At 72.9% G+C, this 21,142-nt stretch carries 19 protein-coding genes; 8 read left to right on the top strand and 11 right to left on the bottom strand.

Annotated features, from left to right (window positions below):
- Window positions 1-180 precede the first annotated feature (180 nt).
- On the top strand, window positions 181-1,470 hold the full coding sequence (locus J1M37_RS06530; RefSeq protein WP_069941931.1) for an adenylosuccinate synthase: 1,290 nt from the start codon (window positions 181-183) through the stop codon (window positions 1,468-1,470).
- A 126-nt stretch (window positions 1,471-1,596) separates the two neighbouring features.
- Here the strand turns inward: J1M37_RS06530 and J1M37_RS06525 are convergent, their stop codons facing one another.
- Window positions 1,597-3,816, bottom strand: coding sequence for a catalase (locus J1M37_RS06525; RefSeq protein ID WP_134377013.1), 2,220 nt, complete (start codon window positions 3,814-3,816; stop codon window positions 1,597-1,599).
- Window positions 3,817-3,986: 170 nt separating this feature from the next.
- On the opposite strand from J1M37_RS06525, the gene J1M37_RS06520 reads away from it, so the two are divergent.
- Together J1M37_RS06520 and J1M37_RS06515 are read left to right on the top strand one after the other, a co-directional pair.
- Window positions 3,987-4,772, top strand: coding sequence for a carbon-nitrogen hydrolase family protein (locus J1M37_RS06520; protein ID WP_078025417.1), 786 nt, complete (start codon window positions 3,987-3,989; stop codon window positions 4,770-4,772).
- A 136-nt stretch (window positions 4,773-4,908) separates the two neighbouring features.
- Window positions 4,909-5,448 (top strand): hypothetical protein, encoded by a 540-nt coding sequence (locus J1M37_RS06515; protein WP_134377012.1) that lies wholly within the window; start codon window positions 4,909-4,911, stop codon window positions 5,446-5,448.
- A gap of 114 nt (window positions 5,449-5,562) precedes the next feature.
- Here the strand turns inward: J1M37_RS06515 and J1M37_RS06510 are convergent, their stop codons facing one another.
- Window positions 5,563-6,276 (bottom strand): IclR family transcriptional regulator, encoded by a 714-nt coding sequence (locus J1M37_RS06510; protein ID WP_041104426.1) that lies wholly within the window; start codon window positions 6,274-6,276, stop codon window positions 5,563-5,565.
- A 150-nt stretch (window positions 6,277-6,426) separates the two neighbouring features.
- Between J1M37_RS06510 and hutU the strand changes: the two genes are divergently transcribed.
- The 4 genes from hutU (at window position 6,427) to hutH (ending at window position 12,523) form a co-directional block, all read left to right on the top strand.
- Complete coding sequence (hutU, locus tag J1M37_RS06505) at window positions 6,427-8,124, top strand: urocanate hydratase (RefSeq protein ID WP_141843469.1); 1,698 nt, start codon at window positions 6,427-6,429, stop codon at window positions 8,122-8,124.
- A gap of 117 nt (window positions 8,125-8,241) precedes the next feature.
- Entirely contained in the window at window positions 8,242-9,618 is a 1,377-nt protein-coding gene (locus J1M37_RS06500; protein ID WP_098093788.1) for a YjiH family protein, read from the top strand.
- Window positions 9,619-9,674: 56 nt separating this feature from the next.
- Window positions 9,675-10,880, top strand: coding sequence for an imidazolonepropionase (gene hutI, locus J1M37_RS06495; protein WP_206452351.1), 1,206 nt, complete (start codon window positions 9,675-9,677; stop codon window positions 10,878-10,880).
- A gap of 29 nt (window positions 10,881-10,909) precedes the next feature.
- Window positions 10,910-12,523, top strand: coding sequence for a histidine ammonia-lyase (gene hutH / locus J1M37_RS06490; protein ID WP_206452350.1), 1,614 nt, complete (start codon window positions 10,910-10,912; stop codon window positions 12,521-12,523).
- A 125-nt stretch (window positions 12,524-12,648) separates the two neighbouring features.
- Here the strand turns inward: hutH and J1M37_RS11525 are convergent, their stop codons facing one another.
- Genes J1M37_RS11525 through J1M37_RS06480 form a run of 3 tightly spaced genes read right to left on the bottom strand, consistent with a single transcriptional unit; the run spans window position 12,649 to window position 14,555 of the window.
- Window positions 12,649-13,197, bottom strand: coding sequence for an MFS transporter (locus J1M37_RS11525; RefSeq protein ID WP_336633777.1), 549 nt, complete (start codon window positions 13,195-13,197; stop codon window positions 12,649-12,651).
- A gap of 21 nt (window positions 13,198-13,218) precedes the next feature.
- A complete protein-coding gene (locus J1M37_RS11520) occupies window positions 13,219-13,959 on the bottom strand; it encodes an MFS transporter (RefSeq protein ID WP_230297364.1) in 741 nt (246 codons plus the stop codon).
- Window positions 13,956-14,555 (bottom strand): flavin reductase family protein, encoded by a 600-nt coding sequence (locus J1M37_RS06480; RefSeq protein ID WP_230297363.1) that lies wholly within the window; start codon window positions 14,553-14,555, stop codon window positions 13,956-13,958. The genes J1M37_RS11520 and J1M37_RS06480 overlap by 4 nt, the downstream gene beginning before the upstream one ends.
- A gap of 165 nt (window positions 14,556-14,720) precedes the next feature.
- Here J1M37_RS06480 and J1M37_RS06475 point away from each other — a divergent pair, with 165 nt between their 5' ends.
- Complete coding sequence (locus tag J1M37_RS06475) at window positions 14,721-15,398, top strand: GntR family transcriptional regulator (protein WP_049147894.1); 678 nt, start codon at window positions 14,721-14,723, stop codon at window positions 15,396-15,398.
- 38 nt (window positions 15,399-15,436) lie between these two features.
- Here J1M37_RS06475 and hutG read toward each other — a convergent pair whose 3' ends face one another.
- The 6 genes from hutG to J1M37_RS06445 all read right to left on the bottom strand — a co-directional run.
- Window positions 15,437-16,483, bottom strand: coding sequence for a formimidoylglutamase (gene hutG, locus J1M37_RS06470; RefSeq protein WP_206452349.1), 1,047 nt, complete (start codon window positions 16,481-16,483; stop codon window positions 15,437-15,439).
- Between the two features lie 74 nt (window positions 16,484-16,557).
- On the bottom strand, window positions 16,558-17,073 hold the full coding sequence (locus tag J1M37_RS06465; protein WP_041104443.1) for a CoA-binding protein: 516 nt from the start codon (window positions 17,071-17,073) through the stop codon (window positions 16,558-16,560).
- Window positions 17,074-17,076: 3 nt separating this feature from the next.
- Window positions 17,077-18,447, bottom strand: coding sequence for an aminotransferase class I/II-fold pyridoxal phosphate-dependent enzyme (locus J1M37_RS06460; RefSeq protein ID WP_206452348.1), 1,371 nt, complete (start codon window positions 18,445-18,447; stop codon window positions 17,077-17,079).
- A gap of 222 nt (window positions 18,448-18,669) precedes the next feature.
- Window positions 18,670-19,602 carry a hypothetical protein gene (locus tag J1M37_RS06455; protein ID WP_206452347.1) on the bottom strand — a complete coding sequence of 311 codons (933 nt, stop codon included), beginning with the start codon at window positions 19,600-19,602 and terminating at the stop codon, window positions 18,670-18,672.
- A 209-nt stretch (window positions 19,603-19,811) separates the two neighbouring features.
- Window positions 19,812-20,348 carry a metallophosphoesterase family protein gene (locus J1M37_RS06450; RefSeq protein ID WP_036315813.1) on the bottom strand — a complete coding sequence of 179 codons (537 nt, stop codon included), beginning with the start codon at window positions 20,346-20,348 and terminating at the stop codon, window positions 19,812-19,814.
- An 8-nt stretch (window positions 20,349-20,356) separates the two neighbouring features.
- Window positions 20,357-21,142, bottom strand: a 786-nt coding sequence (locus J1M37_RS06445; protein WP_159305678.1) for a DUF1648 domain-containing protein, incomplete at its 5' end; no start/stop codon positions are given.

The raw sequence follows: 21,142 nt of genomic DNA, 5'->3' as shown, positions 1-21,142 counted from the left end.
GAGGGGAAGTCCGAGTGCTGGGTGTGGGGCGCTGCGGTGCTCATGGCGTCAGCGTAGCCAGAGGGTGGCATCCGTCACGCTGGTAGGATTCGGGGGTACGGCCTCCGTGCGCACCGCAAGGGGGCGTTTTCCATGTACGGGCCGGTCCGGGACGACCCGCCGCCCTGAGGAGAGATGCAGATGCCAGCGATCGCGATCGTCGGAGCCCAGTGGGGCGACGAGGGCAAGGGCAAGGCCACCGACCTGCTGGGCGGGCGAGTGGACTACGTCGTCAAGCCGAACGGCGGCAACAACGCCGGGCACACCGTCGTCGTCAACGGGGAGAAGTTCGAGCTCAAGCTGCTGCCCGCCGGCATCCTCTCGCCCAACGCGGTGCCGGTGATCGGCAACGGCGTGGTGGTGAACCTGGAGGCGCTGTTCGAGGAGATCGACGGGCTCGAGTCCCGCGGCCACTCGTGCGAGCACCTGAAGATCTCCGCCAACGCCCACCTCGTGGCGCCGTACCACCAGACCATGGACAAGGTGACCGAGCGGTTCCTGGGCAAGCGTGCGATCGGCACCACCGGCCGCGGCATCGGCCCCACCTACATGGACAAGGTGGCCCGCCTGGGCATCCGCGTGCAGGACATCTTCGACGAGTCGATCCTGCGCCAGAAGATCGAGGGCGCCCTGCGGCAGAAGAACGAGCTGCTGGTGAAGCTCTACAACCGCCGCGCCGTCACCGTGGACGAGATCGCCGAGTACTTCCTGGGCTACGCGGACCGCCTGCGCCCCATGGTCGTGGACTCCGTGAACCTGCTCAACGACGCCCTGGACGAGGGCAAGGTGGTGCTCATGGAGGGCGGCCAGGCCACCTACCTGGACGTGGACCACGGCACCTACCCGTTCGTGACCTCGTCCAACCCGACCGCCGGCGGCGCGGCCGTGGGCGCGGGCATCGGCCCCACCCGCTTCTCCCGCACCATCGGCATCGTGAAGGCCTACACCACGCGCGTCGGCGCCGGCCCGTTCCCCACGGAGCTCTTCGACGAGATGGGCGAGCAGCTGCGCACCACCGGCGGCGAGTTCGGCGTGAACACCGGCCGCCCGCGGCGCACCGGCTGGTACGACGCCGTCATGGCCCACTACGCCGCGCGGATCAACGGCTTCACGGACTACTTCCTCACCAAGCTGGACGTGCTCACCGGCATCGAGAAGATCCCGGTGTGCGTGGCCTACGAGGTGGACGGCGTGCGCCACGACCGCATGCCCATGACCCAGACCGAGTTCCATCACGCGAAGCCGGTGTACGAGCACTTCGACGGGTGGACCGAGGACATCTCCGGTGCCCGCGCGTTCACCGACCTGCCGCTGAACGCCCAGCGCTACGTGGAGGCCCTCGAGAAGCTCTCCGGGTGCCGGATCTCCGCGATCGGCGTGGGCCCGGGCCGCGACCAGGTGGTCCAGGTCCGGGACCTCATCGAGGACTGACCCGGCCCGCCGCCCCGGCCCGGCCCGCCCTGGCCTGCACTTTCGAACGTGAAAGAGGGCGAATGGGCGCTTTCGAACGTGAGATAGGCCCTATCTCACGTTCGAAAGCGCCCGGGGGTCCGCCGGTCAGTCGGCCAGGCGGCCCGTCGTCGGGAAGCGGTCCCACACGCGGTGCGCGGGCAGGAGCTGCTTCAGCGCCGCCACGGCGGCCGCGCCGTCCGCCGCGGACTCGACGCCCTTGCCGGACACCTGGGCGGCAGCGAGGACGGCCTCCGCCGGCTCGAGGGCGAGGATCGCCTTCGAGTGGCGCCACATCTCCTGCAGCACCTTGACGACGCGCGGGTCCACCGCCTCGGAGTCGGCGGCGCCGGCCTTCTGGTCCAGGCTGGGGGCGGCGTCTGCGGCGGGGGCCGCCGGCGAGGCCACGACCACGGCATCCAGCTCGATGGACGCGGCGGTCAGGTAGGTCCGCTGGGCCACGATCTCCCCGGCCACGGGGCCGCCCTTCGGCGCGATGACCAGCGGGACCATGCCCGCACCGTGGATGCCCTGCACGAGGGCGTCCAGCTCCTTCTCGTCCACGGACTCGCCCACCACGACGCCGACCTGACGGCCGTCGAGCGGCCACGCGCCGCCGATCTGGGACAGCACGGGGGAGGGCTGCACCTCGGCCGGGGTCTCGGTCGGCGCGGGAACGGGGATGCCCAGGCCGTCCGCGACCTGCTGGGCCAGTCGCGTGTCGATCGCGGCGAGGTGGGCCAGCTGGCGCTCGCGGATGGTCTGCTCGTAGCACTTGCCCAGCTCGAACGTGTACGCCTGCGCCACGTGCTCGCGCTCCACCTCGGAGAGGGAGAGGAAGAACAGGCGCGCCTGCGAGAAGTGGTCGTCGAAGGAGGCGGCGTGCGCGCGCTCCTTCACCGACGCCGGCAGCGGCTCCGGGTGCTCGATGAACGCGTGGTCGTCCGCGGGGGTCTCGTACGGCAGGCCGCCGTCGAGCGAGTTGGGCCGGTACGGCGCCACGCCGCGATGCACGGCGCTCTGGTGGAAGCCGTCACGCAGCATGTCGTTGACCGGGGCGTGCGGGCGGTTGATGGGCAGCTGGTTCCAGTTCGGCCCGCCGAGGCGGGTGAGCTGGGTGTCCAGGTAGGAGAACAGGCGGCCCTGCAGGAGCGGGTCGTTGGTGACGTCGATGCCGGGCACGAGGTTGGCCGGGTTGAAGGCCACCTGCTCCGTCTCGGCGAAGTAGTTGGACGGGTTGGCGTTCAGCGTCATGCGGCCGAGGGGCTGCACGGGGGCGAGCTCCTCCGGGACCAGCTTCGTGGGGTCGAGCAGGTCGATGCCCTCGAACATCTGCTCCTCGTTGTCCTCGAACACCTGCACGCCGAGCTCCCACTCGGGGAAGGCGCCGGCCTCGATCGCGTCGGCGAGGTCACGCCGGTGGAAGTCCGGGTCCATGCCGTTGGTGAGCAGCGCCTCCTCCCAGGTCACGGAGTGCACGCCGAGCATCGGCTTCCAGTGGAACTTGACCAGCACGGTGGAGCCGTCCGCCGCGATCAGGCGGTAGGTGTGGACGCCGAAGCCCTCCATCATGCGGTAGGAGCGCGGGATGCCGCGGTCGGACATGTTCCACAGGGTGTGGTGCTGGGCCTCGGTGTGCAGGGACACGAAGTCCCAGAACGTGTCGTGCGCGGACTGCGCCTGCGGGATCTCGCGGTCCGGGTGCGGCTTCACCGAGTGCACCACGTCCGGGAACTTGATGGCGTCCTGCACGAAGAACACGGGGATGTTGTTGCCCACCAGGTCCCACGTGCCCTCGTCCGTGTAGAACTTGGTGGCGAAGCCGCGGGTGTCGCGGGCCAGGTCCATGGAGCCGCGGGAGCCGGCCACGGTGGAGAAGCGGACGAACACTTCCGTCTCCTTGTCCTTGGCGAAGAGCCCGGCCCGGCTGATCTTCGCGGCGGTGCCATAGCCGCGGAACACGCCGTGGGCGCCGGCGCCGCGGGCGTGGACCACGCGCTCGGGGATGCGCTCGTGGTCGAAGTGGCTGAGCTTCTCCCGCAGGTGGTGGTCCTGCAGCAGGGTGGGGCCGCGGCGGCCGGCCTTGAGCGAGTGGTCCGAGTCCTGCAGGCGCACGCCGTGCGCGGTGGTCAGGTATGGGCAGCCCTGCGCGGCGGTCGCGGGGTCGGCGCCGGTGTCCTGGCCGGTGGGGGAGACCTGGGCCGGACCACGCTGGTCCGGGGCCGGCACGGCCACGGGCTGGTCCGGGTGGGTGAGGGCGGTGTGCTCCTCGAGGTCGGGGGTGATCGGCCCCGGCGTGCCGGGGATGTCGGGCTGCTGGGTGGTCATCGCGTCTGCTCCTGTGGTGTCGACGTGCCGCGCGGTGCCGCGCGGATCCGGGGCGGAGGACGACGGCGGCCGATGCGGGCCGACGTCGTGTCCGGTCTTTAGCGTGGCGGCTGACCTCGGTGCTGACCAGGGCTGACGGCCACCGGCAGGGGCCTGGCTACCCTGGGGGCATGAGGATCAGCGTCGGACAGTTCGGGCCCGTGGGCGACGTCGAGGAGAACCTGGCCGTGATGGCCCGCCTCGCCGCCCGCGCCGCGGGCGAGGGGGCGGACCTCCTGGTGCTGCCCGAGGAGGCCATGCTCGGGGCCCGCGAGGTGGGGGAGGAGTTCCCCGACGCCGTCGCCGCGGCCTGGGAGCCGTTCGCCGCGGGCCTGGCCGCGCTGGCGCGGGAGCACGGGATCGCCGTCGTCGCGGGCGGCTACGAGCCGGGACCGGACCGGCGTCCCTACAACACGCTGCTGGCGGTGGGCGCGGACGGCGCCCGGCTGGGCGCGTACCGCAAACTCCACCTCTACGACGCGTTCGCGCACCGCGAGTCGGACCGGATCACCCCCGGCGACGGCGGCGTCGCCGCGATCGAGCTCGGCGGGCTCCGCCTGGGCCTGCTCACCTGCTACGACCTGCGCTTCCCCGAGCTGTCCCGGCGTCTCGCGGTGGAGGGCGCGGACGTGCTCGTGATCCCCGCGGCGTGGTTCTCCGGCGAGCACAAGGTGGAGCACTGGCGCACCCTGCTCAAGGCCCGCGCGGTGGAGAACACCGTGTGGGTGGCCGCGGCGGACACGTGCTCGGACGGCACCGTGGGCCACTCGATGATCGTGGACCCGCTGGCGCTGCCCGTCGCCGAGCTCGCCGACGAGCGGGAGGCCGTGGCGACCGCGGAGGTCACCCGCGAGCGGATCGACGAGGTCCGGGAGTTCCTCCCCTCGCTCGCCAACCGCCGCACCGACGTCCTCTGAGCCGTCCCCGCCCGGCGGACGGGTCACCATTACCCCCTCGGGCTGGGAAAAGCCTAAAATCACGTCAGACGTGCAACCAGACGGGCGCCCCGGCGCTCGGAACGCGCCCCGCCCGGGGCGGGACGGGAGATCAGAGATGACCATCAACGCCGACGGCAGCCACGCCGTCCAGCCCCACGCCGCGAACGCCCACACCGCCCCGGCCCGCCCCGTGCGCCACGCCGTGGTGGAGGAGGAGGTGCTCGAGCCGCTGGGCCCGGTGGAGGGCTGGGGCTTCACCAACCGCGTCATCCTCGTCTCGGTGCTCGTCGTGATCATCGGCAACGTCGTGCGCGTGCTCACCGGCGACCTGGGTGATCCGAACGGCTCCGTGGCGCTGGGCAAGACCGGCCACGGCTGGGTCGTGCTGGTGCAGTCGTTCATGTTCGGCCTGGTGGGCGGCGCCCTGGCGGGCGCGGCCGGCTACCTGGTCGTGCTGCTGATGGGCGGGGCTGCCCGCTCCGTCGTGCGCTACGTGGTCGGTGGCGTGGTCGGCGGCTTCCTCGGTGCCGTGGGCCTGTTCGCGGTGTTCTCCAACACCGTCCTCTACGGGGCGGGCCTGCACCTGTTCTGGATGCTGCCGGTGGCGGGCCTGCTCGGCGGCCTCTGGGCGGGCGTCGTCTCCTCCCGCCGCTGATCCCCGCAACCGGCGCCTCGGGCGCCGGCCGCAGAGAAAGGCCCCGGTTCCGGCTCTCGCCGGGCCCGGGGCCTTCTCCGTCATCACTCGCACCTTCGATGAGGTGGCTTCAGCCTACGAACTCGCCTTGGGCTTTCCAGGGGAGTCGGCTGGGCGTTCCCTGGGAGTGTCGGCCGCCCCGAGCAGGTGCGCGAGCTCGCCGGTGGCGGCGACGAGGGCCGCCCCGCACCGGTCCGCCAGCTCGTCCGTGCAGCGGTAGGCCGGCACGAGCGTGCTGAGCGCACCGACCACCGTGCCCGCCACGCTGATGGGGGCGGACAGCGAGGTGACGTCCTTCTCCACGGAACGGGTGCGCAGCGTGTAGTCCCCCGCGGCCACGCTGCCGCGCAGGGCGTCGCCCACGGCCGTGCCCGCCAGGGGGACGGTGCGTCCGACCCAGTTCGTGTGGCGGACGGAGTGCGTGCCCTCCACGATCGCCAGGTAGACGGCGGAGTCCGGAGGGGTCGTCACCGAGAGGTAGACGGATTCGCCCGTGGCGGCCACGACGTGGTCCATCGGCCCGCGGGCCAGCTGCACGAGCGAGTCTCGGGAGAAGGCCCGCGCCCCGAGCTGGATGAGGCGCACGCCGGGGCGGTAGGCGCCGTCGTCGTCGCGGGCCACGAAGCCGGATCCCTCGAGGCTGCGCAGCAGGCGCAGCGCCGTGGACGCCGGCAGCTCCGTGGCGCGGGCGGCCTCGGTCAGGCTCAGCCGGGGCTGCTCGGTGACGGCGGCGAGCAGGTCCAGGGCCCGGTCCACGGTGCGCGTCGAGGCGGTGGGGGTGGTGGTCATGAGAGGGAGCGTAACGGGTGCGGGACACACGGATCGGGCTTGCGCGTGAGCCGAGTCACTGTTTCAATGTTCGGAAAGTGCATGCCGAGCCGTGAAATCACAGGGGCCACTCGTCCCGGCGGCGCACGCACCCCGTCGAGAGGAACTGCCATGGCCGTGGGCTTCACCCAGCACGACCCGTCCCGCACCATCCGCGCCCCGCGCGGCACCGAGCTGTCCGCCAAGTCCTGGCAGACCGAGGCCCCGCTGCGGATGCTCATGAACAACCTGGACCCCGAGGTCGCCGAGCGGCCCGAGGACCTCGTCGTCTACGGCGGCACCGGCCGCGCGGCCCGCTCCTGGGAGGCCTACGACGCCATCGTCGCCACCCTCAAGGACCTCGAGGAGGACGAGACCCTCCTGGTGCAGTCCGGCAAGCCGGTGGGCGTGTTCCGCACCAACAAGTGGGCCCCGCGCGTGCTGATCGCCAACTCCAACCTCGTGGGCGACTGGGCCACGTGGCCGGAGTTCCGCAAGCTCGAGGCCGAGGGCCTGATGATGTACGGCCAGATGACCGCCGGCTCGTGGATCTACATCGCCACCCAGGGCATCCTGCAGGGCACCTACGAGACCTTCGCCGCGATCGGCCGCAAGCGCTACGACGGCTCCCTCCAGGGCACCCTCACCCTCACCGGCGGCTGCGGCGGCATGGGCGGCGCCCAGCCCCTGGCCGTCACCCTCAACGGCGGCGTCTGCCTGATCGTGGACGTCTCGGAGGACCGCCTGCGCCGTCGCATGGGCAAGCGCTACCTGGACGAGGTGGAGACGGACATCGACAAGGCCGTCGAGCGCGTCATGCAGGCCAAGCGCGACGGCGAGGCCGTCTCCGTGGGCCTCGTGGGCAACGCCGCCGAGGTGTTCCCCGAGCTGCTCGAGCGCCAGAAGGCCGGCACCGTCGAGATCGACATCGTCACCGACCAGACCTCCGCGCACGACCCGCTGTCCTACCTGCCGATCGAGATCGACGAGAAGGACTGGCACGCCGAGGCCGAGGCCGACCCGGACACCTTCACCAAGAAGGCCCAGGAGTCCATGGCCCGCCAGGTCGAGGCCATGGTCGGCTTCCAGGACATCGGCGCCGAGGTGTTCGACTACGGCAACTCCATCCGCGACGAGGCCCGCAAGGCCGGCTACTCCCGCGCGTTCGAGTTCCCGGGCTTCGTCCCGGCCTACATCCGCCCGCTGTTCTGCGAGGGCCTCGGCCCGTTCCGCTGGGCCGCGCTCTCCGGCGACCCGGAGGACATCCGCGTGACCGACGAGGCCCTGAAGGAGCTGTTCCCCGAGAACGAGCACCTGCACCGCTGGCTCGACGGCGCCGCCGAGTTCGTGGAGTTCGAGGGCCTGCCGGCCCGCATCTGCTGGCTGGGCTACGGCGAGCGCCACAAGGCCGGCCTGCTCTTCAACCAGCTCGTGGCCGAGGGCAAGGTCAAGGCGCCGATCGTGATCGGCCGCGACCACCTCGACTCCGGCTCCGTGGCCTCCCCGTACCGCGAGACCGAGTCCATGCTGGACGGCTCCGACGCGATCGCCGACTGGCCGCTGCTGAACGCCCTGACCGCCACCTCCTCCGGCGCCACCTGGGTGTCGATCCACCACGGCGGCGGCGTCGGCATCGGCCGGTCCATCCACGCCGGCCAGGTGGGCGTTGCCGACGGCACCGAGCTGGCCGCGGCCAAGCTCGAGGCGCTGCTCACCAACGACCCCGGCATGGGCGTCATCCGCCACGTCGACGCCGGCTACTCCCGCGCCGTCGAGGTCGCCGCCGAGCGCGGCGTCCGTGTGCCCATGGAGGCCACGATCCGGGACTGACCCCGGTCACGTCGTCGGACGGCGACGGTGCCGCCGCGCCGTCGCCGTCCGACGGCTTCACCGCCGCGAGCCGGACGGGCGGACGCCCGTCCGGCTCGCGATCGAAAGGACACCACGATGGACTCGTCCCGCCCCGCAGACCACGAGCTGCACACCGACACCACCGCGATGGCCGCGATCGAGGCCGACGCGCCCCGCCCGCCGGCGCGCTGGCGCATGATCGTCTACTCGGCGATCGGCATCGTCATGTTCTTCGTGCCCGTCACGATCAACGGGGCGAGCTCCATCCCGCTGGACCACCTGGTGACCTGGGTGCGCGGGCTGCTCGGCCCGGCCGACCGCTGGGTGGGCATGGCCATCATCGCCGCCGGCGCCGTGTACCCGTTCGCCTCGGGCCGCTGGCGCACCAGCACCACCCGGACGGTCTTCGCCTTCCTCGCCGTGCTCGGCCTGGTCGCCTCGGCGATGGTCGTGTTCGGCGTGGGCCCGAGCTGGATCCTGGACGAGAGCATCGGCCCGTTCCTGATGGACAAGCTCGTGGTGCCCGTGGGCCTGATCGTCCCCATCGGCGGCGTCTTCCTGGCCCTCGTGATCGGCTACGGCCTCATGGAGTTCGTGGGCGTCTACCTGCGCCCGGCCATGCGGCCGATCTGGCGCGTGCCCGGCCGCGCCGCCGTCGACGCCGTCGCCTCCTTCGTGGGCTCCTACGCCCTGGGCCTGCTGCTGACGAACCGCATGTACACCGGCGGCCGCTACACGGCCCGCGAGGCGGCGATCATCGCCGTCGGCTTCTCCACGGTGTCCGCGACCTTCATGGTGATCGTGGCCAAGACGCTGGGCCTGATGGACATCTGGCTCTGGTACTTCTTCGGCACCCTCGCGGTGACGTTCGCGGTCACCGCCATCACGGTGCGCATCCCGCCGCTGAGCCGCATCCCGGACGAGTGCTACCCGGGCGTCACCCACTCGCCCGAGCAGGCCGTCACCCGGGACCGCTTCCGCGTGGCCCGTCGCGCCGCCGAGCAGACCCTCGCCGAGGCCCCGTCCCTGCCGAAGAACATCTGGGTCAACTTCCGGGATGGACTCGTGATGGTGCTCCAGATCCTGCCGTCCATCATGTCCGTGGGCCTGATCGCCCTGGTCCTGGCCACGTACACGCCCGTGTTCGAGTGGATCGGCGTGATCTTCTACCCGCTGTTCTGGGCGCTCGGCTACTCCGACCCCGGCCTGCTGGCCTCGGCCTCCGCCACCTCGATCGCCGAGATGTTCATCCCGGCCACGATGGCGGCCGGTCACGAGGACCTCGTCGCCCGGTTCGTGATCGGCGTCGTCTGCGTCTCCGCGATCATCTTCTTCTCCGCGGTGGTTCCTGCCATCCTGGCCACGGACATCCCCGTGAAGATGTGGCACCTCCTGGTGATCTGGGTCGAGCGCGTGGCGCTCACCATCGTGCTGGCCACGCCGCTGGCCCACCTGGTGGCCGCGCTCACCTGAGGCCCGCCCCACCGGCCCCACCGGCCCACCCCCGTCCGTCCCGCAGAGAGGCCCCCATGCGCTCCACGCTCATCACCGACATCGCCGAGCTGACCACCGTCGACCCCGAAGGGCGGGTGCTCACGGACGCGGCCGTCGTCGTCGAGGACGAGCGCATCGCCTGGATCGGCCCCGCCGCGGACGCCCCGGAGGCGGACGACCGGGTGTCCGTCGAGGGCCGCGCCGTGCTGCCGGGCTGGGTGGACTCCCACACGCATCTCGTGTTCGACGGGGACCGCTCCGCCGAGTTCGAGGCCCGCATGGCCGGCGAGTCCTACGCGGCCGGCGGCATCGGCGTGACCACCTCCGCCACCCGCGCCGCCTCGGACGCTCGCCTGGCCGAGCTGGTCCGCGGCCGGGTGGCCGACGCGGTGGCCGGCGGCACCACCTACCTCGAGACCAAGACCGGCTACGGGCTCACCGTGGAGGAGGAGGCGCGCCACGCGCGCCTGCTGGCCGGGCTGCGCGAGGAGGGCCTCGTGGACGAGGTGACCTTCCTCGGCGCCCACCTCGTGCCCCCGGGCCGGGATGCGGAGGACTACCTGGACGACGTCGTCGGGCCGATGCTCGCGGCCGTGCGGGAGCACGCGAGCTGGGTGGACGTGTTCTGCGACACCGGCGCCTTCGACGCCGAGCAGACCCGCCGCGTGCTCGCCGCGGGTGTGGCGGCGGGCCTGGGCGTGCGCCTGCACGGCAACCAGATCGAGCAGGGCCCGGGGGTGGGCGTGGCCGTGGAGTTCGGCGCCGCCTCCGTGGACCACGTCAACCACCTCTCCGACGCGGACGTCGAGGCCCTGGCCGGCACCTGGGCCGACTGGGACCGCGCCTCCGCCACCGGGACGCCCGGCACCGTGGCCGGCTGCCTGCCCGCGTGCGACCTGTCCACCCGCGCCCCGCTGGCGCCCGCGCGTCGTCTGCTCGACGCCGGCATCGAGGTCTCCCTGGCCTCGAACTGCAACCCGGGCACCAGCTACACCACGTCCATGAACTTCAACGTGGGCACCGCCGTGCTGCAGATGCACCTGACCCTCGCCGAGGCCGTGCGCGCCGCCACCCTCGGCGGGGCCCTCGGCCTGCGCGCGCAGGACCGCGTCGGCAGCCTCGAGGTCGGCAAGCGCGCCGACCTGCACGTGCTCGACGCCCCCGCCGCCATCCACCTGGCCTACCGCCCCGGCATGCCGCTGACCCACGCGGTCTGGCGCGCGGGCCGCCGGGCCGTCTGATCGACCGACAGCAAGGAGAACGCATCACCATGACCACCCCTCCCGTCACCGTCACGCTCGGCACGTCCGGGGCCACCCTGGACGACGTCGTCGCCGTGGCCCGCCACGACGCCCGCGTGGTGCTCGCCGACGACGTGCTCGAGACCGTCGGCGCGGTGCGCCGCCACGTCGAGGCGCTGGCCGAGGCCGAGACCCCCACCTACGGCGTGTCCACCGGCTTCGGCGCGCTCGCGGACAAGCACATCCCGCTCGAGTCCCGCGCGCAGCTGCAGAAGTCCCTGATCCGCTCCCACGCCGCCGGCATGGGCCCCGTGGTGGAGCGCGAGGTCGTCCGCGCGCTGATGTTCCTGCGGGCCACCACGCTGGCCTCCGGCCGCACGGGCGTGCGCCCCGTGGTGGTCGAGACCTTCATGGCCATGCTCAACGCGGGCATCACCCCCGCCGTGCGCGAGTTCGGCTCCCTGGGCTGCTCCGGTGACCTCGCACCGCTCTCCCACGTGGCCCTGGCGCTGATGGGCGAGGGCGACGTCGTCGGGACGGACGGCGCGCTGCGTCCGGCCGGCGAGGCGCTCGCCGAGGCCGGGATCGAGCCGGTCGAGCTGCGGGAGAAGGAGGGCCTGGCCCTCGTCAACGGCACCGAGGGCATGCTCGGCATGCTGATCATGGCGCTGGCCGACCTCGAGGAGCTCGCCGACACCGTGGACCTCACCGCCGCGATGTCCGTGGAGGCGCTGCTCGGCACCGACCGCGTGTTCGTGCCGGAGCTGCACCTGCCGCTGCGCCCCCACCCGGGCCAGGCGACCTCCGCCGACCGGATGCTGAAGATCCTGGCGGGCTCGCCGATCGTGGCCAGCCACAAGGAGGGCGACTCCCGCGTGCAGGACGCCTACTCGCTGCGCTGCGCCCCGCAGGTGGCCGGCGGCCTCCGCGACACCCTCGCGTACGTGCGCACCGTGGCCGAGCGCGAGCTCGCCGCGACCGTGGACAACCCGGTGGTGCTCGACGACGGCCGGGTGAGCTCGAACGGCAACTTCCACGGGGCGCCCGTGGCGTACGTGCTGGACTTCCTGGCCATCCCGGTGGCCGACGTCGCCAGCATGTCCGAGCGCCGCACCGACCGCATGCTGGACCCGGCCCGCTCGCACGGGCTGCCCGCGTTCCTCGTGGACGACCCGGGCGTGGACTCCGGCATGATGATCGCCCAGTACACGCAGGCCGGGCTCGTCTCGGACATGAAGCGCCTGGCCGTGCCCGCGTCCGTGGACTCCATCCCGTCCTCCGCGATGCAGGAGGACCACGTCTCCATGGGCTGGCACGCCGCCCGCAAGCTGCGCTCGGCCGTGGAGAACTTCCGCCGGGTGCTCGCCGTCGAGCTCGTGGCCGCCGCCCGCGCGATCGAGCTGCGCGCCCCGCTGCAGCCCTCCGCCGCGACCGGTGCCGCCGTCCGCGTGATCCGCGAGGCCGGTGTCCCCGGCCCCGGCCCGGACCAGTACATGGCCCCGCAGCTGGCCGCCGCCGAGCAGGCCCTGCGCGACGGGTCCGTGCTGGCCGCCGTGGCGGAGGCGCTCGCGGGCGTGTCCGCCGACGCCGAGCCGCAGGACCTGGCCGAGGAGTCCGAGGGCGCCGAGGCCGAGGGGCACTGACGCCGCAGCGTCGTCCGACGCCACAGAGTGGTCACGACACGCCGCGTGCGTCTGCGCGAGACGGCGTGTCGTGACCACTCTGTGTGTGGAGGGGCGGCCTGCGGGTCGGGTCGGTTGGCCCCGGCTCAGGCCGCCAGGTCCACGTCCTTCGTCTCCTTCATGAACAGGCCGGTCAGGCCGGTGAGGCCGCCGACCACCATGAGGTAGATCGGGAACGCGCTGGCCCACCCCTGCGCCGTCAGCCACGTGATCAGGTACGGCGCCGTGCCGCCGAAGATCGCGGTGGCCAGTGAGAGCATGGTGGCCACGCCCTTGGCGCGCACCGCCGTGGGCAGCGCCTCGGACCAGACGGCGCCGTTGACGCCGAACAGCAGCGCCACCGCCAGCAGGGCGATGGTCTGCACGAGCAGGAACGAGGCGAAGGTGCCGTCCAGCATGCCGAACAGCGGGAACGGCAGCACCACGAAGAGCAGGCCGAAGGCGATGACCAGCGGACGGCGGCCGATCCGGTCGCCCAGCAGGCCCGCCCCGAGGATGGCGGCCAGGAAGATCACCTGGGCCACGAGCGAGGCCGAGAGGGTGGTGGACTTGTCCATCTGATGGGCCACCTGCGCGTGCGTGGGCAGGTAGATCAGCCACGTGTAGAACATCAGGGAGCCGCCCGCGGAGACCAGGAAGATCGTCAGCAGGCCGCGTCACACCGCACCCGGCTCCCGGCGGGGAGCGTCGTCGGCGGTGGGCACCACCTGCTGCGCCGCCGTGAAGTGCTCCGACTCCGTCAGGCTCCGTCGCAGGTACAGCGCGTAGAGGCCGAGGACGCCGCCGATGCCGAACGCCACGCGCCAGCCCCAGGACGCCACCTGCTCGGGAGAGAGCAGCGTGTTGATGGCCAGGCCCACGAGCGTGGCCAGGATCGTGCCCACCACCACGGACACCCACGACGTCGCCCCGAACAGCCCGCGCCGACCCTGCGGCGCCCGCTCCACGAGGTAGGTCACGGAGGTGCCCATCTCGCCGCCATGCGCCAGGCCCTGCAGCAGGCGGGCGATGACGAGGATCACCGAGGCGAGGACGCCCACCGTGCCGTAGGTGGGGGTGAAGGCGATGATCAGGCTGCCGAGCGCGGTGATCATCATCGCCGCGAAGAGGCTGCGCTTGCGGCCCACCCGGTCCGCGTAGGCGCCGAACACGTAGCCGCCGATGGGGCGGGCGACGAAGCCCACCGCGAAGACGGCCAGGGTGGCGAGCAGCTCGGAGGTGGGATTGTCCGCGTGGAAGATCTGCGCCGCGAAGACCGGGGCGAAGATCGTGTAGACGTTCCAGTCGTACCACTCCAGCGCGTTGCCGAAGTTCACGGCCAGCATGTCCTTCAGGCTCCGGGGGCGGGCCCGGGGCACGGGAGCGGGCCGGGCCGCGCCGGTGGCCGCGGTGCTCATGCCCGTCCCTCGAGGCCGGCCTGGGCATCGCCGTCGGCGCCGGGCACCCGCATCTCGAAGGTCTCCCGCACCACGGTGTAGTCGAAGTAGCCCAGGCGGGCGATCGGCTGGATGCGCGGGATGTCGATGCGGCCGTCGGCGGTGATGACGTCGTCGTCGATGTGGATGGTGTCCACGTGGGCGAAGACCACGTCGATGGTGCCGACGTTCGAGTCGCCCTTGATGCGGTGCGTCGAGTGGTAGCGGCACTCGAAGCGCACGGGGGACTCGGCGACCATCGGGATGGGGTGGTTGTCCGCGTAGACCTTGGTGACGCCGTGCTCGGCGATGCGGTCCCACTCGCTCTCGCCCGGCTTCAGGGCCATGGCGGAGACGTTGACGGCCTCGCGCAGGTCGTAGGTGGCCATGTTCCACACGAACCAGCCGGTCTGCTCCGCGTTGAGGACGGTGTCCTTGCGGCGTCCGTCCGGGTACTGGTTCGCGGAGAACATCACCATGGGCGGGTCGAAGGTGAGGTTCTGCCACTGGCTGTAGGGGGCGATGTTCTCCCGGCCGTCCGTGCTCACGGAGGACAGCCAGCCGATGGGCCGCGGCACGGTGGAGCTCTTGAAGGGGGAGAAGGGCAGGGGGTTGGCCTCGTGCTGCGGCGGTACTTCATGAGTCCTCCATGTGATGCCGGTAACAGTGTGTGGGCCACGCTATGTCGCATATTCCGGATATATCAAGCGGATTGGGGGCAGATCACTGCCTACGCTGGGCCCATGAACAAGTCGGAGGAGGCCTACGCCCGCCTGATGCAGAAGATCGAGACCGGGGAGCTGCCACCGGGCGCCATCCTCAGCGAGGCGGACCTCATTGACGTCGCCGAGACGGGGCGCACGCCCCTGCGCGAGGCCGTGCAGCGCCTCATCCGAGACCACTGGCTCCTGGTCGGTGGGGGACGGGGACTGCAGGTGCCCCCGATCTCCGTGGACGACCAGCTGGAGAGGCTGGAGGTGCGGCGGTCGCTCGAGGCGCTGGCCGTGGGACTGGCCTGCGCGCGGGCGGACGAGGAGCAGCTGGCCGCCGTCGCGGCCCACGTGCGGCACCTGCGCACGGTGGAGGACCTGGCCGCGTACGTCGCCGCCGTCGGGCGCTCGCACGAACTCCTGCGCACGATCGCGAACAACCGCTATCTCGCCGATTCCCTGGTCCCGCTCCAGGGGCTCTCCCGGCGGTTCTGGCTCGCCACCACGAAGGGCCTGCCCGACGAGGTCGAACGCGGCCGGGCGTTCTACGTCCCGGCGCTGGAGGCGGTGACCCGGAGGGACGCGGCAGGAGCCCGGGCCGGGGTGCTGGCCCTACACGACTTCCTGGCACGCTCGGCGCTGGACTACGCCGCCCGACGCGCGGACCACGGCAGCGCCGAGCCCCCGGCCCCGTGGGCGGAGGGACGCTGACGCGTGCGGCCCCCGCGCCCGAATGGACCCCGGCCCGCTCAGGCCAGCAGCGACGCGTCCGTCCGGTGACGGCTGACGATCGTGTGGATCAGCCGGGCCGCGGCCTTCGCCGTGCGGCCGTCCACGTCCAGGGCGGGGTTGAGCTCCACGACGTCGGCCAGGGCCAGCTTCCCGGACTGGGTGGCCTCCAGCGCGCACGCGTGGATCACCTCGTACGGCACGCCGAAGCCGGCCGGTGCGCTCACCCCCGGGGCGACGGCGGCCGGCAGCACATCCAGGTCGATCGTCAGGTAGAGCACGTCCACCGCGTTGATGAACGAGCGCACCCAGCGGCGGACGCCGGTGACGTCGGCGGTCTGGGCCTGCTCGTCGGTCACCCACGTGACCCCGCGTTCGCGCGCGGTGTCGAACAGGGCCCGGGTGTTGTTGGCCTCGCTGATGCCCACCACCGCGTAGGAGAGCTGATGCTCCGCCTCCTCGGCGTCCCGCAGCGCCTGCAGGAACGGGGTGCCGGAGCTGGGCCGCGGCGCCTCGCGCAGGTCGAAGTGCGCGTCCAGGTTGAGGATGCCCACGCGCGTGCCCGCGCCCACGCGCGTGGAGCCGGTCAGGCCCGTGATCGAGGCGTAGGCGGTCTCGTGTCCGCCGCCGAGCACCACGGCCAGGTCATGGGCGTTCAGCAGCCCGCTGACCACCGTGCCCAGCTCGGCCTGGCCCGCCTCGAGCTCGCCCGGGGCGTCGTCGTCGCCGCGGTCCACGGACACGTCGCCCGCGTCCACGAGCGCGCCCGTGCCCTCGATGTACGCGAGCGAGGCGAGCGCGCCGCGCAGCGCCTCCGGGCCGTCCTCGGCGCCCACGCGGCCGTGGTTCCGGCGCACGCCCTCGTCCGAGGCGAAGCCGATGAGCGCCGTGGACCGCGCGCCCGACGTCGGAGCACCGGCACCGGGGTGGCGCTGCGTCGTCGTGGGCTCGCCGCGGCCGTCGGCGGGGCGGACGACCTGGTGCCAGCGCAGGTGCTCGGGGGCGTCGCCGTCGGTGCGGCCGGTCCAGGCGGGGGAGAGGGACGAGGAGGGGAGCTCGGAGGTCATGGGACCATCCCACGCCATCGACGGGCGGGTGCGCAACGACGGCCGGACGACGCCCGACACGGGGCGTCGCCCGCCTAGCGGTCCAGTTCCTGGCGCCGCGAGCTGATCACGCCGGTGACGAAGCCGGCGAGGTTGAGCCCGCCGTGGAAGCGGGCGTGCTCGATCTTCACACAGCGGTCCATCACGACCTCCAGGCCCGCGGCCTCGGCCTGACGCGCGGCGTCCTCGTTCCAGATGCCCAGCTGCAGCCACACGGTCCGGGCGCCCACGCGGGCGGCGTCCGCCACCACCTCGGGGGCGTCGGAGGACTTGCGGAACACCTCCACGAGGTCCGGGGTGACGGGCAGGTCGTCGAGCGAGGCGTACACGCGGTGGCCGAGGATCTCCTTGCCGGCCGCGGCGAGCACGGGATTCACGAAGTAGACGTCGTACGTGGTCGAGCTCAGCAGGTACGTGGCCACGAAGTACGACGCACGGGCCGGCTTGTCCGAGGCGCCGACGATCGCGATCGACCGGGTGCGCCGCAGGATCGCCAGGCGCTCGGGGGCGCCGGGGCCGGTCCAGGTGCGCTCGGGGTGGGTGGTGCTCATGGCTCAGGCCTCCTGCTCTGCGGGGACGACGGCGCCGTCGCGGGTGCGGCCGGTGGCCTCGGTCAGGGCCTGGTCCAGGTCCCAGAGGATGTCCTCGAGGTCCTCGATGCCCACCGAGATGCGGATCAGGTCCGCCGGGATGCCCGCGGCCACGAGCTGCTCGGCGGTGAGCTGCTGATGGGTCGTCGTGGCGGGGTGCAGCACCAGCGTCTTCGCGTCGCCGATGTTGGCCAGGTGGGAGGCCAGCTGCAGCGCGGAGATGAAGCGCGACGCCGTCGCGCGCCCGGCCTCCGGACCGGAGGCGCCGTCATCGGTGTCCGTGACTGCCGGGGCCACGCCGAAGCTGAACACCGAGCCGACGCCCCGGGGCAGCAGCTGCTGCGCGCGGGAGTGGTGCGGGTGGTCGGGCAGGCCGGCGTAGCGGACCCAGGAGACGCGCGGGTCCTCGTCCAGCCAGGTGGCGACGGCGCGGGCGTTGGCGAGGTGGGCGTCCATGCGCGGGGCCAGCGTCTCGACGCCGAGCAGCAGCTGGAACGCCGACTGCGGGGCCAGCGACGGGCCGAAGTCGCGCAGCTGCTCCGAGCGGAGCTTGGTGAGGAAGCCGTATTCGCCGAAGTTGCCCCACCAGGAGACGCCGCCGTACGAGGGCACGGGCTCGGTCATGGACGGGAACTTGCCGTTGTCCCACGGGAAGCGGCCGGACTCCACCACGACGCCACCGAGCGTGGTGCCCTGCCCGCCGAGGAACTTCGTGGCCGAATGGATGACGATGTCCGCGCCGTGTTCGATCGGCCGGATCAGGTAGGGCGGGGTGAGGGTCGCGTCCACGACGAGCGGCACGCCGTGCCGGTGGGCGACGTCGGCCAGGCCGGGCAGGTCCACGACGTCACCGGAGGGGTTGGCGACGATCTCCGTGTAGACGGCCTTGGTGTTGGGCTGGAGGGCGGCCTCGAAGTCCGCGGCCTCGGCGGAGTCCACGAACGTGGTCTCGACGCCGAACCGGCGCAGGGAGACGTCCAGCTGGGTGATCGTGCCGCCGTAGAGCTTCGAGGACGCCACGATGTGGTCGCCGGCCCCGGCGAGGGCCGCGAAGGTGACGAACTCGGCGGCCATGCCGGACGCCGTCGCGACGGCCCCGATCCCGCCCTCGAGCGTGGCGACCCGCTCCTCGAACGCAGCGACCGTGGGGTTGCCGATCCGCGAGTAGATGTTGCCGTACTTCTGCAGCGCGAAGAGATTGGCGGCGTCCTCGGCGGACTCGAACACGAAGGAGCTGGTCTGGTGGATCGGCACCGCGCGGGAGCCGTGGACGGCGTCCGGGACGGCGCCCGCGTGCAGCGCCTGGGTGCGGAAGCCGAACTCGTGGTCAGCCACGGGGGTCCTTTCGATGGAGGCTTCGGGACAGTCCCTCCCATTGTCCCGGGCGAGGTGCGCCGGGGGCAGGGTGGGCACGTCGCAGAGCGTCACGCGGCGCAGGCCGGTGCCGTGCAACGCGGGTTGAGTTATCACCGGTTACGCGGGCCTGGACCCGTGACAACTCAACCCGCGTTGGACGGGACCCGTGACAACTCAACCCGTGTTGGCCGCGGGGGCGGATCAGCGCGTGCGGGCGAGCCGACGCCGGACCAGCCCCACGATCCGCCCGAACCCAGCGCGCTGGTCCTCCCAGGTGCAGCGCAGGGTCGTCCATTCCCGCTCGAGGCAGTACGCGTCCCGACGGGCGTCCCTCGCCTGCTGCTGAGCCGTGCGGTGGCCGGCGCCGTCGTACTGGAGGGCCAGGCGAGCCCCCCGGTATCCGAGGTCCACGACGGGCGAGGCCGGGTCGGCCGGGTCGACGGCGACCTGCAGCTCCGGCTCCGGCAGCCCGGCCCGGATCAGCGCGAGCCGGAGGAAGGTCTCGGGCGGGGAGTCGGCCCCGACGCGCACCTCGGCCAGCGCGGCACGTGCGAGACGGACACCCGGCCGGCCACGGCAGCGGGCGAGCACCTCCGACAGCCCGGGCACGGTGGCCACGGGGTGCGCCCGGCCCGTCGGCGTCCACGGCGGACGCACCAGGTGGTCGCCGGCCGCGATGAGCCAGTCCACCTCGTGGGGGCGGAGCATCCCGGCGAGGTCGAACCAGGTGCGCGCCGCCGTCGTGACGCGCTGGCCGTCGGGAAGCTCGAGCACGTGGTCGGAGGGCAGTCGCACCCGGTGGCTGACGACGCCGCCCAGGTCGGTCCGGTGCGTGCGCGCGGACCGGTCGAAGGTCAGGTGCAGTCCGGCTGGCCGCGCGAGGCGGGGCGGCAGCGGCAGTCCGTGCCAGAGGGCGGCAGAGACGTGGGAGACCACCCCGCCCGTGAGGCGGACCAGCGCGGCCGCGCCGTCCGGGGCGCACGGGTCGGGGACGCCCGCGGTGTGCACGCCGCGGCAGATCCGGGCGAGGTCTGCCGCGAGGGTGCGGCGCCACGGCAGGCCGGCGGCGTGCAGCTCGGCCGTCGTGAAGGCGCCCGCGGCGAGGGTGGACGGCAGGGGCGTGCGCGCGGTCATGGGGTGAGCCTGCCGCCCCCGGGCCCTGCGACGGACCGGACCGACGCGCCCTGGGGAGGGCCGCCGTCGTCGTGGTGGCTGTGCAGGAGCGGCCGACCCGCCGGTCATGGTGGCACCGGCGCGACGCGGGTTGAGTTATCACGGGTGCAAGCCGCCTGGACCCGTGATAACTCAACCAGCGTTGCAGGGGGGAGCGGCCGGCCCGTCGGTCACGGCGTGCGGTCCACGGACACCAGCTCCACGTCCTCGAGCCGCCCGCCCCGCACCACCGCGCGCATCAGGGTGCACACCGGCTGCCGCCTCCGGTCCGTGCAGGAGCCGGGGTTGAGCAGCCGCAGCCCCGGGTTCGCGGTGTCCGGACCGGCCACGGTGTCCCACGGGATGTGGCTGTGCCCGAAGACCAGCACGTCCGCGTCCGGGAACGCCGCGGCCATGCGGCGCTCGCGGCCGGCCGCCGGGCCCGTCTCGTGGACCATCGCGATCCGCACCCCGCCGATCTCCACGCGCGCCACCTCGGGCAGCCGCGCCCGCAGCCCAGGCCCGTCGTTGTTGCCCCACACGCCCACCAGCCGGGCGGCCCTCGCGTCGAGGTCGTCGAGCACGTCCTCGGCCACCCAGTCGCCGGCGTGGAGCACGACGTCGGCCCGCGCCACCTCGGCCCACACCTGCGCGGGCAGAGCGCGGGCGCGCCGCGGGATGTGGGTGTCCGCGATCAGGAGCAGGCGGGCGGCGTCGTCGTCGGGCACGGTCCGCCTCACCGTGCCGCGTACGCGCCGAGCCAGATCGCCAGCGGCAGGCCGACGATGAACACGGCCACGAATCCGCGCACCAGCCACCGGCCCACCGGGGTGGCGAGGTTGACCGTCGCGCCCACCCCGTAGCCGGGACGCTTGGCGGGGAAGACAGCCGGGTCCTCGGGGTCGCGCTTGAGCCCCAGGGGCGTCCACATCTCGTCCTCGGCGCGTTCCGCGGCCGTGGGCCGGTACTCGAGGTCCGCCGCGACGCGGTCCGACCAGCGCGTCCACCGCTGCGTTCCGGCCCGCAGTACCGGGAAGATGCCCACCATGAGCACGGTCAGTGTGAGGGGCAGGAGCCACCACGGCATCGTCCACGCCCCGGCGGCGAGCACCTCGGCCGTCGTCGGGGCCAGCACCAGCACGATGAGCACGCACGACCAGCCGAGGCTTTCCTGGACCCCGCGGTGCACCCCCGTCTGGCGCACGCGCCGCCACGGGGACAGTCCCGGATCCGTGGGGGTGAGGGCGGTGACCATAGCGGAGACCAGCGCCAGGAAACCCGTCATGCCGAGGCCGATCAGCGGCCCCGCCGCCACCGTGCCGAACGAGGTGTCCTCCCACGCATCCGGCCGCCCGTCGACGCCCCAGTGCGTGGGCACGCGCTCCGGCAGGCCCGGCAGGGCGACGAGGGCCCACCCCAGCAGCGCCAGGCACAGCACGGCCGCGAGCAGGAACGGCAGCCACGGACGCAGCCGGCCACGGCGCAGGGCGGCGCGCTCGGCGGCGGGGACGTCGTCGGGGGC

It is taken from the genome of Micrococcus sp. KRD012, from assembly GCF_017168555.1.
Lineage (GTDB): Bacteria > Actinomycetota > Actinomycetes > Actinomycetales > Micrococcaceae > Micrococcus > Micrococcus luteus.
This window is presented reverse-complemented; position numbering and strand designations above follow the sequence as displayed.